Source organism: Nocardia aegles (genome assembly GCF_052545135.1).
In genome coordinates, this window is sequence record NZ_JBQWRI010000002.1 from 733,972 (window position 1) to 745,423 (window position 11,452).

Here is an 11,452-nt window from a genome sequence, read left to right on the forward strand (position 1 = left end):
GGCACAGCGGTTTACGGTTGCGGCGAGGCCGGGAAGGTCGCGGGTGTTCACGGACGGGACCGCAGCGATGAATGGGGAATGATCAACTGGGTATAGCTTCAGGAAGCTATGGCACACGCACGGGGAACACGACAGCCGCGCCCGATGGCGGTCCACCCGCTCGGCGTGGCGTGGGTACAGCGCACCGATCCCCGACAGGAAGGTACCGAGGTGACGGCGCATCGACGCCACGGTCAGGGCACGACGACGAGAAGAAGACCGGGCCGCGACAGACGCACTGCGATCCCGGCGGCTGGTGCGCGCTCGTGAACGCGGGCGAGCGGGTCCCGCTACCCGACGCCGTGACGCCACTGGAGCTGGATTTTCCCGCCGAGGCGGTGCAATTGGCCATCGTCCGGCACGCCCTGCGGGAATGGCTCGCCCGGTGCGGCATGGCCGCGGCCCCGGCCTACGACGTACTGCTCGCCGTCGGTGAAGCGTGTACCAACGCCGTCGAGCACGGCCATCGGGGCGACGGCGGCCTGGTCCGCTTGCGCGCGTCGATCGAGGGCGACGAACTCCGGGTGACCGTTTCCGACAGTGGCCGATGGAAACACCCCGATCCGCACGCCGATTCGCTGCGCGGGCGGGGCATGCCCCTGATCCGCGCGCTTATTCCAGAAGTCACTGTGACCACCGGTGATACCGGTACGGTGGTCGATCTACGTATCCCCTTCTCGAAATAGTCCACGACCTATACCGGGTCGGACGGATCGTTCCGCGCATCGCGTAGGCGGGTGTTGTCGGCTTGCAACCGGTCGTTGTCCGCGTACAACCGGTCGTTGTCCGCGTGCAGGTCGGCGTTCGCGTCCTCCAAGTCGAGGATGCGGCGAATACCGGCCAGGTTCACGCCCGTGGCGACCAAGTCGGTGATCCGCCGCAGCCGCGCCAGATCGTTGCCGCTGTAGCGGCGGGTGCCTCCGTCGCTGCGCGCGGGAGTCAGCAATCCGTGACGCTCGTAGAGCCGAAGCGTCTGCACGCCGATCCCGGCCAGCCCGGCAGCGACCGAAATCCCGTACACCGCTCGGCCGGGATCCGGCAGATGCCCCGAGTCGCCCCTGTCCTGCGCCATCCATCCTCACTTCATTTCGGCCTACAGATTTCCTAGTTTAGCGCCTTGCACTCAACTTCACTAAGTGGTACAACAAATCTATGCCAGACAGCAGAGGTTATCTGGCTCCTACTATGGAGAATGGAGTGATTTGGAGGTGGCGACCATGCTGATGCGCACCGATCCGTTCCGCGATCTGGACCGTCTGACGCAGCAGGTGTTCGGCACGAAGGCGCATCCCGCGGTGATGCCGATGGACGCCTGGCGCGCGGGCGAGGAATTCGTCGTCGAGTTCGACCTGCCCGGCATCGATCCCGAATCCCTGGACCTGGACATCGAGCGCAATGTGGTGACGGTGCGCGCACGCCGTCCTGAACTCGACTCCGGCCGGGAGATGATCGCCGCGGAACGCGCCCGCGGCGTGTTCAGCCGTCAGCTGTTCCTGGGCGAGAACCTCGATACCGACCAGATTCGCGCCGACTACACCGACGGCGTTCTCCGCCTCACGATTCCGGTGGCGGAGAAGGCCAAACCACGCAAGATCGAGATCGGTCGCGGTAACGGGCACAAGGCGATCAACGCCTGAGCGGCGCCCCGACCGCGAGACTCCACCGGAATCGGAAGCGAGGTGATGTCCAAGCCAGTGCAATCGAATCAACGTGCGACGAGTGTCATCCCCCTTCCGTGCGGGCCCGGAGTTCCGGGCCCGCACCCTCCCGGAGCGCGAACAACGTTGTCGCACAGAAGCTTTCTTGCGAACCGACCACCTGATGGAGCATCTGATCATGGCATCCACCGAAACACGCGACCCCCTGCTGACAGCGACCGATGCCGCAGGCGGGGTTTCCGCCGAGGCCGCGATCATCTGGCCCGACCCGAGCCCGCTGGACACATGGTGGCGGCGGATCATGCACTCCGATCCGGCTGCGTGATCCACCCTCTATCCTTGACTTTCGTGACCGACCAGTCCCACCCCCACCGCAGCGCGGCGGAATACTGGCGCCGCGGCACGGTGGTCTGGTTCAACATCGAGAAGGGTTTCGGGTTTCTCCGATCCGAAGACGATCCCACGCCGGTCTTCGTCGAGTACACCAGTATCGAGACCACCGGATACAAATCGTTGCACGCCGGTCAGCCCGTGGTGTTCACTGCCACCATGCGCAAGCGCGGCCCGGAGGCCACGGCGGTGCGCCCAGTGCTGCCCGACGTCTGACCACCTGCCCCGGCCCAGCGGAAGCGATCAGATGACCGTGCCGACGAGTGCCCGCGACCAAGAGCCTGGGCGCGCCCGGACAGTCGCCGCTGCTGCTCGGTCCCGACGCCCGCTTCGTCGACGACCGGCCTGCTCGCCGACGCCGGCGTCGTCGCGACCTTCCGCACGCTGGCCTTCCGTACCCTGGCCTCGGTGCGCTGACCGAGCACCGGCTGCCCACCCCACGCTCCACGCGCGACCGCAGGCGCGCCCGTCACGTGATTTCCACGGTAGCCCGGTTATCGGACTCGACCCCGGGCCGCCCCGCGCTGCCCGGAGAAAACGCCTGGTCGCGGGTTCGACCGAGGCCCGCTCAACGCGGGATCGGCGAGAAAGATCGGCGAGAAATAGGCATACCCGCGGCCGATCGGCCCTCGCGGGGGGACCGCGCGCACGCGATGCTGGCTTGGTTGGTCACATCAGCACGTATCACATCGAGGCTCTCATGGACCGGTTCGATGCGCAGCGAACCCCGGACGTCGGCAGTAACCCCGGCGATCGCACGGCTCCGATCTTGATGATCCGGCGCTGCGGATGCTGCGCCAGACTGCTGGCACCACTGTTCGGCACGTGTTCGTCCTGCTCTTCCGACGATCTCCAGTGGGTGCCGTCCTCCGGGGTGGGGTCGATCGTGTCCTGGCGGATACTGAACTGCGCGGACCACCCGCGCGCGGACGCGAAACGGTCGATGATCGCCATCGTCGAACTCGACGACGGCCCGTGGCTGTACACGATCATCCAGGGCGAGCTGCCACCGTCCTCCACCACACCGGTGCGGGTGCGGTTCCAGGCACGTCCCCAGGGCGACAGGTTCCCGGTCTTCGCGGTCAACTCCGAGGCGCGCACCTCGGGGAGTGTCGCCCGACCGACCTGACCCCGCGGCCGGGTGCGCGGCGCACCGACGCGATCACCTCGAAGCCAGAAGGCGCCGCCTCCCGTTGATGGTCATCTTGTCCAGCGGTCGCAGCTGCTCGCCGACACACCGCCGCGACGGCATGCCTCGCGTTCCGGTCACCCCCTCCATCGGCACCGGGCTTCACATCACCGCTCGGAGCTGCTATACATTAGGGGAGGCTTACCTCGTTAGTCGAGGCTAACCTCAGCGATAATGTGACCTGGCTGTGAGGCTTCATGTACGTCTGTATTTGTAACGCGGTGTCCGAAGGTGACGTGCACACCTGCGTTTCCGCGGGCGCCGACAGCATCCGCCAGGTGAAGAACGCCTGCGGATGGAAGCCCGGCTGCGGCAGCTGCACGGCGCGACTGGCCGAGGTGATCGGCCGCGCGCGGGCGTCCGCCGGAACACAGCCCTCGGCCGCCTGAGCCGACACACCAGGCGGTCTGCCTGCCGCTGCGCGCATTGTGTGCCACGATCGCTGCTATGGACGGCGACAAGGACATCGTTGCGCTGCTCAACGAGCAGTTGACGGCCGAACTCACGGCGATCAACCAGTACTTCCTGCATGCCAAGATGCAGGAGAACTGGGGCTTTACCAAACTGGCCCGGCACACTCGGCACGAGTCCATCGATGAGATGAAACATGCCGAGATCCTCACCGACCGGATCCTCTTCTTGGAGGGCCTGCCCAACTACCAGAAGCTGAACCCGCTGCGCATCGGGCAGACCGTGCCCGAGCAACTCCGGGCCGACCTGCAGATCGAGATGGAAGCGGTCGAACGGCTCCGCCGGGGCATCGAGTTGATGCGTTCGCGCGGCGACGTGACCTCGGCTCGCATCTTCGAGCAGATCCTGGAAGACGAAGAGCAGCACGTCGACTACCTGGAAACCGAGCTAGATCTGGTGGAGAAACTGGGCGAGCCGCTGTATCTCCAGCGCTTCACCGAGACTCCGGACGACTGACCGGCTACTTCCCGGTGCGCCTCGGAGAGACCGACCGGCGTTACGCCCCGGCGCTCGCCGCGCCGAGGCGTATCGCCGGGGGCGGCCGTCTCCGCCGCAGGACGTTCTTCGATACCCGGACCGGCCGCCTCGGTCGTGAACGCGCGGCCCACGGCTCGGTTATCTATCGGGCCAGAAGTCCTTCAGTTGCGGCGCCGCGTCCGCCGACTGGCGCACGCCCGCCGCATAGGCAGGAGCCAGCGCCGCCGGGTCGAACACGTCGAGTCCGAACACGGTGACCGCTTCCTCGTCGGGGACTATGGAAATCTCTGTCGCGGAACCCAATTCGCGATCGCTGAGGATGCGCGGGAACATGTGTGCCAAGGGTTCCAGAATCACGACGACATCCGCGCCCGCGGCCAGATCCGCGTTGACCGGCGAGCGCACCCCACCGTCGATGTAGTGGCGGCCGTCGATCGGGATCGGCGGGAAGACGCCGGGTACCGCGGTGCTCGACGCCAGCGCCGCGGGCAATGACGCCGCGCCGTCCCTGGTCCATGCCCGCAACTCACCGGTGGTGATGTCGATGGCGGTCACGACGAGATCGCGCGCCGGCCACTGCGTCACACCGGCCAGCCCGCCGATGCGCGCGATGTGCTCGTCCGGGTCACCGGCCCGCGCGGCCAGCGCCATCTCCCCCACGCGGCGGCGCGCCTGGGCCGCATCCTGCCCCGGGGCACGCAGCACGGCGAATATCTCCGCCAATCGCGCCGGATCCGCCCGCACCGGCGCCGCCGACGCGGGCGGTGGCCGCAACAATCGCGCCGGATCACCGCCGTCGGCCAGGACCGCGCCGACGACCGCCCCGGCGGAGGTCCCCACGAACCGGTCGGCCAGCGTCAAGTCGACACCGTTGTCCCGCAACCCGGTCGCCAGTCCCGCCAACCACGAAATACCGACCGGACCACCCCCGCCCAGCACCAGCGCGACCGAGAAGCCGTTGGATGCCATCGTGTCCGACATGCCGCCAGCCTATCCGCCGAAGCGCGGGCCTCCATCCGCCTCGGCCGCCGACGACGACCTAGAACGATCTCTCCGCGTTCGCCGCACCGCGTGATCCACCGGCTTTCCCGGCATAGCCCGCACCGACGTACCGCCGCCGTGTGAACGGCACGCGCTCGGCTGAGACCCCACCCACACACGGGATGGCGGCGGCGCGGCCGTGATCCACATCTCCTCTGCTCACCGCACCGGGAGCCAGGTCACCGGACGCATCCACGTTCGTGCAGGCACGCCGCCCGCGGCGGAACAGGTCGACGCGTGGGGGACCAGATTCGGCGCCGCGGCGCGGATTCGCGCGCGCCACCCGGTCGGTGAATACTGTCAGCGACTCGAAACACCTGTCCGCCTTGGTAGGTCGACGCAGTCTGTCCATCGGATGGTGATGCCAGGGAGGCAATGACCGTGTTGGTCTGGTGTGTAGTGCCGACGATCGTGGTCGTCCTGCTCGCAGGAGCGGCGACGGCGATGACCTGGGATCCGCGGGGGCGTCGCCGCTCTGGCGCTGCCACGCCGGCTCCGGTATCGGCGAGACCGGAGCCCACCGTGCCGAGCCCGGGCGACCGGCCGCGCACACACTGAACGCGAGTCCCGCGAGCGAGTTCGAAAACTCCAGCGCGGTCACGATGTGATGTGCCGCCGCTGTCGTCGATCGGAGCGGCCGCGGCGGTGATCCGCCGCGGCCGCGAGTGCGACCGACCGCTCAGCTGACGGAGACGCTGCCGCCCTTGGGCAGATACCCGATCCTCTCCACGGGCAGCTCACCGACGACGGAACCGGTGCAGTCCCTCCCGGAGTACAGCGTGACGGCACGATCGGTGCTGTTGACGACGGTGATCTGGAACGTGGTGTAGAAGGTACCGTCGGTGTTCAGGCAGCCCACCGGATCCGCGTGCAGTTCGCCGTTGATCGACAGCGTGCCGACCGCGGCCTGGGCAGTGCCCGCCGACAGCAGGGCCGCGGCCCCCGCCAGGGCCAGCGCACCGACAAACCCAGCAGTACGAATCATTCGTGCCTCCAGTACTTTTCGATGTCGACCAACCCCGAAGCCGACGTCTCGTGACAATGCGCCTGTGATTCTGTCACGAGTTCCAGCAGGACGGAACCGTGCTGGTCAGCGGCACGAGACACGACATCGCTCGGCCGGGCGCCGATGGCGCCCGGCCGAGCGGGACTGGGATCAGGCGACAGCGCCCTCGCCGCGAAGGGCCTTGGCCTCCCTGCGCACCCCGAACGCCACGACGACCTCCATGAGGCCGATGATGATCAGCCACACCCCCGCCAAGACCGCCAGCGTGGCCACCGAGCGCACCGGCCAGACGATCAGCACGACACCGGCGACCGCGGTGACGACGCCGAAGAGCACCTGCCACCAGCGTCCCGGCAGTTCCGGTTCGGAGATCGCGGCCATCAGCAGCGCGATCCCGCGAAACAGCCAGCCGATGCCGATCCACAGTCCGAGCAGTAGCAACGAGGCCAGCTCGTCCCGGAAGCAGAAGACGCCGACCACGATCGACAGCACACCGATGATGAACGACAGCACCCGCAGGCCGGCGCCTGCCGGCGCGCCGAAGGCCGCGATCAGCTGCAGGAAGCCGGTGACCACCAGGTAGATGCCGAAGATGATGCCGGCCGCCGCCAGAGTGATGTCGGGCCAGACCAGGATCAGAATGCCGAGGATCACCGCGAGAACGCCAGTGAGCAGTATCGTTTGCCACGCACGGCGGGCAAGAGACTGAAGAGGACCCTCAACCACGCTGTTTGTCGTCATTACCTGATGATATAGCGGCTCTACATATGTTTTCTGAACATTTGCTGATCGAAGCGCGTCGCAGCTGCCGGCCGACACGACGGCGTCGTCCGGTCTTCACGTTTCGCCATCCGGACCGCCGGGTAGTTATCCCATAGTGACTCTTCGTTGGCGCCCCTGGGGTGAACGGGTGGGTCGGGGTTCGGTGAGACTCGGGTGGCTAGGAGAAGAGGGTGGCGGTTCTGCTCGTGTTGCAGGCGCGTGGGCTGGGTGATCTACTCACCGCGATCCCGGCTCTACGCGCGCTGCGCCGAGCCACACCGCTCGATCGCATCGTCTTGGCGGCGCCACTGCGACTCAAGCCGATTGTCGATCTCATCGCCTCGGTCGACGCGCTGGTACCCGCCTCCGATCCGGGCAGCCTCCGCTGGGACGCGCCCCCGCCCGAGTTGGCGGTCAACCTGCACGGCGCGAGTCCCGAGAGCATCGTCACGCTGTCCAAGACCCGGGCCGAGCGCATACTCACCTTCCGCAACCACGCGTTCCCCGAGCTGCCCGGCCCGGAGTGGGAACCGGACATGCACCCGGTGGACCGGTGGTGTCATCTGCTCGAGTACGGGGGCATCGGCGCCGACCGCCGCAACCTCGGTCTGGTTCCGCCGGTGTCGACGACCAGCCACCGCGACTGCGTGGTCGTGCACGTCGGCGCGGGCGCACCGGCGCGCCGGTGGCCGCTGGACCGGTTCGCCGCCGTCGTCCGGCACCTGCTCACCCGCGGGCGCGAGGTGGTCCTCACCGGAGACGAGAACGAACGCCAACTCGCGCTCGGCGTCGCCGCGCGGGCCGGCCTGCCGGTGGGCCGGGTACTCGCAGGGCAGCAGAACCTCATCGATCTGGCCGCCACCGTCGCCGAGGCCGCCCTGGTGATCTGCGGAGACACCGGTGTGGCACACCTGGCCACGGCGTTCGGCACCCGCACCGTTCTGTTGTTCGGCCCGACGCCGCCACGGTGGGCGGGCCCGCCCGCGCACCTGCTGGGCCGGCACGCCGTGTTGTGGACCGGCCGCATCGGTGATCCGGACGCCGACACCCCCGACCCCGGTCTGTTGCAGATCGGCGTCACCGAGGTGATCAACGCCGTCGACAAGCAGCTGAGCAAGCGCAATTGGCCCGGCACGGGTACCGATCGCCGTACAGCGGCGTACCGGCGGGTGGGATGACCACCACCCAGGACGACGAGCGCCCGGTGCGGGCAACCGTCGCGGGCAGCTCGCCGTCGCGGTTCTGAGCGCGGCGGAACAGGCGGCGATCACGCTCGGACCGAGCGTGCGGCCTGCGGCAGGGCCTCGACGATCGCGTGGCGGGTCGGGTCCGCCGGCGCCGTGCGGGCACGAACTCCAACCGGGCATACCCAACGCGACGACCCGGGCGCCGCAAGATCGCATCGCGCGCCGACTGCCGGAGCACACGAGCCGGGACCCGACCGCATGCGGCGACACATACGTCTGCGGTACCGCCCGCGGTGTCCGCTCGATACCCGGGTACCAGACGCGAATAGCGCCGCGGCGGGACGTTCGCCGGGGTCCGCGAATTCTACGTTCGGTCCATGTTCACAACACATTTCGCCGCCGCACCCGACGCCGAGTCGCGGGCCGGCGCGACGAGGGCGACGCGCGGACGACTGCATCGACCACTGCTGGGCACGGTCGCCGCGATGGCCGCGCTCGTCCTGTTCTGCCTCGCCGCGATGCTGGTCGACGACCGCACACTGCTCGACGAATCGGTCTGGCTGAAGCCGATGAAATTCGGCGTGGCGTTCGTCCTCTACAGCCTCACTCTGGCGTGGCTGCTGTCCTTGCCGCACCGGGGCAGCCGGGCCACTTGGTGGCTGGGCACGGTGTTCGCGGTGACCGGATTCATCGATGTGGGATTCATCGTGCTGCAAGCCGCACGCGGTACGTTCAGCCACTTCAACACCGAGGCCGACCCGGTGAACTCGATCGGGCAGATGGTCTTCGCCTCGGGTGTGCCCGGCCTGTTCCTGGCCAACCTGGTGATCGTGCTGATCCTGTCCTGGCAGCGGGTGGCGGACCAGCCGACGGCACGCGCTGTCCATGCCGGTCTGGCGCTGGCCGTCGCCGGCATGGCGCTGGGCTACCTGATGGGCTTCACCGGCAAGCAACTCGTCCGCGACAGTGCCGGACGACCCGTCGAATTGGCCGCCGGGCACACGGTCCTGTCCGGCGGCGGCGATCTCGCCGCCCGTGACGGCACGGGCGGCATGCCGATCACGCATTGGAGCACGGTCGGCGGTGACCTGCGCGTTCCGCACTTCGTCGGGCTGCACGGCATCCAGGTGCTGCTGCTGGCGGCCCTCGCACTCGCCCGGCTCGCTCCCCGGTACCGCTGGCTGCGCCCGGAACGCGCCCGCGCGGCCGTCGTGGGTGTGCTGGCGGCGGGCTACGCCGGCGTGCTGGCGCTGGTGTTCTGGCAGGCGATGCGCGGCCAGTCGCTGATCCATCCGGATGCCGCCACCTGGTCGGCGGCCTGCGGACTCGCCGCGACGGTCGGCGTGCTGCTCGGCGCGGTGTATCTACGCCACCGGGGCGGCGCACGCCCGCACCCGCCGGAGCCGGTCAGCGCAGGCGTTCCGCGTCACGGGTGAGCGTGACCAGCGTGTTGCCGAGCGCGGCCAGCTCATCGGGCGTCGCCCCCTCCGCGATGGCGGTGGCGATATCCTCGGCGGCGCAGCGGGCTGCGAACCAGCGATCGGCCAGGTCGGCGGCCTCCTGGGCGCTGAGCACGACCGCGTCGTCGGGAATCCCGGTCCCCTTCAGACTGTTCCGGTGTTCGTAGGCGCGTTGGCGACAGGACTGGCGGCAGTACCGGCGACGGCGGCCGGCCTCCGATTCCACGATCTCCCGCCCACACCACTGGCAGGACAAGCGGCGCGACATGACGCAGAACACTAATAGCTCGCCACCCACGATCCGCTCGGCGACCCCGGCGAATCACCCGGCATCGGGCGCGACGACTCCGCTACGGCGCGGGCACTACAATGGAACGGTTCACCGCGGCCGCGTCGGGAACTATCGGCGCAGGCCCGATCGTTGTACATCAGGTCCGGCGAATGCCCCGCACACTCGCGCGGACAACGGTCGCAGCGCACGAAGACTCGAGCACACAGGGAGAGGCACACCATGGCAGATCGCGTACTCCGAGGCAGTCGGCTCGGAGCGGTGAGCTACGAGACCGATCGCGACCACGACCTGGCTCCGCGTCGGATCGCCCGGTACCGGACCGACAACGGCGAGGAATTCGACGTCCCCTTCGCCGACGACGCCGAGATCCCGCCGACCTGGCTGTGCCGCAACGGCCAGGAGGGCGTGCTGGTCGAAGGCACCACACAGGAGAGCAAGAAGGTCAAGCCGCCGCGCACGCACTGGGACATGCTGCTGGAGCGCCGCAGCAAGGAGGAGCTCGAGGAACTGCTCAAGGAGCGCCTGGAGCTGCTCAAGACCCGCCGCCGCGCCTGACGGCTCGCGAATATCGACATGGCCGCCGCATCGTCGGGATGCGGCGGCCGTTCGCTGTGCGCGTCGTCGCGTAGGTCAGTGACTCGCCACCTTTCGGTAGCGCAGCAGCGCCAGCGGCACGGCCACCACGAGGATCGCCACCGAGCAGGCGGCCGCGTATTCGACGCAGTGGTCGGCGGCCCAGCCGCTGGGCGGGACGAAGGTGGGTGGCGAGTCGTTGTCGAACAGCTTGCGTCCCGCCGCCGAGACCGCGGTGATCGGATTCCACTCGGCGATCGTGCGCAGCGGCCCGGGTAGCGTCTGCGCCGAGATGAATGCCGAGGAGATGAACGTCAGCGGGAACAGCCAGATCAGCCCCGCGCTCTGGGCCACCTCGACCGTCGGTGACAGCAGGCCGGTCAGCGCACCGACCCAGGACATCGCGAACGCGAACAGCAGGATCACCGCGAACGCGAGCACGGCGTCGGAGACGCTGCCGTGGATGCGCCAGCCCACGATGTACCCGCACCCGACCATCACCGCCAGGCTGAGGATGTTGACCACGAGATCCGACAGCGTCCGGCCCATCAGCACGGCCAGCCGCGACATCGGCAGTGCCCGCATCCGGTCGATGATGCCCTTCTGTAGGTCCCCGGCCAGACCGACGGTGGTGAACGCGGCGTTGAACGCCACCGTCTGGGTAAAGATGCCTGCGAGCAGGAATTCGCGGTACTGCCCGCCGCCCAGCGAGGCCCCGAAGATGTAGGCGAACAGGAACACGAACATCAGCGGTTGGATCGTGGCCGTCACCAGCAGCGTCGGCACGCGCAGGATGGTGAGCAGATTGCGGTGCGCGACGATGGCGCTATCCCGGAACAACCGCAGCCGTGGGGCGGAATCGGAGTGCGCCGCGGCCTTTCTCGGCTCCGGCTTCGTCTTCGGAGCG

The 11,452-nt window shown here is 68.4% G+C and carries 17 protein-coding genes; 10 read left to right on the forward strand and 7 right to left on the reverse strand.

Features of this window, described 5'->3' with window-relative positions; translation table 11 throughout:
- Positions 1-305 precede the first annotated feature (305 nt).
- Positions 306-725, forward strand: a complete 420-nt coding sequence (locus ACT89H_RS08515) for an ATP-binding protein (RefSeq protein ID WP_445107964.1) — start codon at positions 306-308, stop codon at positions 723-725.
- Positions 726-733: 8 nt separating this feature from the next.
- Here ACT89H_RS08515 and ACT89H_RS08520 read toward each other — a convergent pair whose 3' ends face one another.
- Entirely contained in the window at positions 734-1,111 is a 378-nt protein-coding gene (locus ACT89H_RS08520; protein WP_445107965.1) for a MerR family transcriptional regulator, read from the reverse strand.
- A 145-nt stretch (positions 1,112-1,256) separates the two neighbouring features.
- On the opposite strand from ACT89H_RS08520, the gene ACT89H_RS08525 reads away from it, so the two are divergent.
- The 3 genes from ACT89H_RS08525 to ACT89H_RS08535 all read left to right on the forward strand — a co-directional run bounded on the left by ACT89H_RS08525 (position 1,257) and on the right by ACT89H_RS08535 (position 2,303).
- Positions 1,257-1,676 (forward strand): Hsp20/alpha crystallin family protein, encoded by a 420-nt coding sequence (locus tag ACT89H_RS08525; RefSeq protein ID WP_445107966.1) that lies wholly within the window; start codon positions 1,257-1,259, stop codon positions 1,674-1,676.
- Positions 1,677-1,875: 199 nt separating this feature from the next.
- The gene (locus tag ACT89H_RS08530) at positions 1,876-2,022 is read left to right on the forward strand and encodes a hypothetical protein (RefSeq protein ID WP_445107967.1); all 147 of its coding nucleotides are present in this window, start codon (positions 1,876-1,878) and stop codon (positions 2,020-2,022) included.
- Between the two features lie 23 nt (positions 2,023-2,045).
- Entirely contained in the window at positions 2,046-2,303 is a 258-nt protein-coding gene (locus ACT89H_RS08535) for a cold-shock protein (RefSeq protein WP_445107968.1), read from the forward strand.
- Positions 2,304-2,771: 468 nt separating this feature from the next.
- Here the strand turns inward: ACT89H_RS08535 and ACT89H_RS08540 are convergent, their stop codons facing one another.
- Positions 2,772-3,041 carry a hypothetical protein gene (locus ACT89H_RS08540; protein ID WP_445107969.1) on the reverse strand — a complete coding sequence of 90 codons (270 nt, stop codon included), beginning with the start codon at positions 3,039-3,041 and terminating at the stop codon, positions 2,772-2,774.
- On the opposite strand from ACT89H_RS08540, the gene ACT89H_RS08545 reads away from it, so the two are divergent.
- The 3 genes from ACT89H_RS08545 to bfr all read left to right on the forward strand — a co-directional run bounded on the left by ACT89H_RS08545 (position 3,031) and on the right by bfr (position 4,203).
- Positions 3,031-3,216, forward strand: coding sequence for a PhlB family protein (locus ACT89H_RS08545; protein WP_445107970.1), 186 nt, complete (start codon positions 3,031-3,033; stop codon positions 3,214-3,216). The two genes, ACT89H_RS08540 and ACT89H_RS08545, sit on opposite strands and share 11 nt — an antisense overlap.
- 257 nt (positions 3,217-3,473) lie before the next feature.
- A complete protein-coding gene (locus ACT89H_RS08550; RefSeq protein ID WP_445107971.1) occupies positions 3,474-3,665 on the forward strand; it encodes a (2Fe-2S)-binding protein in 192 nt (63 codons plus the stop codon).
- A 58-nt stretch (positions 3,666-3,723) separates the two neighbouring features.
- Positions 3,724-4,203: a bacterioferritin gene (gene bfr / locus ACT89H_RS08555; protein WP_445107972.1), complete on the forward strand. Its 480-nt coding sequence runs from the start codon at positions 3,724-3,726 to the stop codon at positions 4,201-4,203.
- Between the two features lie 159 nt (positions 4,204-4,362).
- Here the strand turns inward: bfr and ACT89H_RS08560 are convergent, their stop codons facing one another.
- The 3 genes from ACT89H_RS08560 to ACT89H_RS08570 all read right to left on the reverse strand — a co-directional run bounded on the left by ACT89H_RS08560 (position 4,363) and on the right by ACT89H_RS08570 (position 7,012).
- Positions 4,363-5,205, reverse strand: coding sequence for a patatin-like phospholipase family protein (locus tag ACT89H_RS08560; protein ID WP_445107973.1), 843 nt, complete (start codon positions 5,203-5,205; stop codon positions 4,363-4,365).
- A 739-nt stretch (positions 5,206-5,944) separates the two neighbouring features.
- Entirely contained in the window at positions 5,945-6,250 is a 306-nt protein-coding gene (locus ACT89H_RS08565) for a hypothetical protein (protein ID WP_445107974.1), read from the reverse strand.
- Between the two features lie 171 nt (positions 6,251-6,421).
- Positions 6,422-7,012 carry an HdeD family acid-resistance protein gene (locus ACT89H_RS08570; protein ID WP_445107975.1) on the reverse strand — a complete coding sequence of 197 codons (591 nt, stop codon included), beginning with the start codon at positions 7,010-7,012 and terminating at the stop codon, positions 6,422-6,424.
- Between the two features lie 212 nt (positions 7,013-7,224).
- On the opposite strand from ACT89H_RS08570, the gene ACT89H_RS08575 reads away from it, so the two are divergent.
- The gene (locus tag ACT89H_RS08575) at positions 7,225-8,211 is read left to right on the forward strand and encodes a glycosyltransferase family 9 protein (protein ID WP_445107976.1); all 987 of its coding nucleotides are present in this window, start codon (positions 7,225-7,227) and stop codon (positions 8,209-8,211) included.
- 386 nt (positions 8,212-8,597) lie between these two features.
- Entirely contained in the window at positions 8,598-9,656 is a 1,059-nt protein-coding gene (locus ACT89H_RS08580) for a hypothetical protein (protein ID WP_445107977.1), read from the forward strand.
- Here ACT89H_RS08580 and ACT89H_RS08585 read toward each other — a convergent pair.
- Complete coding sequence (locus tag ACT89H_RS08585; protein WP_445107978.1) at positions 9,628-9,948, reverse strand: hypothetical protein; 321 nt, start codon at positions 9,946-9,948, stop codon at positions 9,628-9,630. The two genes, ACT89H_RS08580 and ACT89H_RS08585, sit on opposite strands and share 29 nt — an antisense overlap.
- A gap of 243 nt (positions 9,949-10,191) precedes the next feature.
- On the opposite strand from ACT89H_RS08585, the gene ACT89H_RS08590 reads away from it, so the two are divergent.
- Positions 10,192-10,527 (forward strand): RNA polymerase-binding protein RbpA, encoded by a 336-nt coding sequence (locus tag ACT89H_RS08590; protein ID WP_445107979.1) that lies wholly within the window; start codon positions 10,192-10,194, stop codon positions 10,525-10,527.
- Positions 10,528-10,602: 75 nt separating this feature from the next.
- On the opposite strand, the gene ACT89H_RS08595 is transcribed toward ACT89H_RS08590, so the two are convergent.
- Positions 10,603-11,385, reverse strand: coding sequence for an ABC transporter permease (locus tag ACT89H_RS08595; protein ID WP_445108261.1), 783 nt, complete (start codon positions 11,383-11,385; stop codon positions 10,603-10,605).
- Between the last annotated feature and the right edge of the window lie 67 nt (positions 11,386-11,452).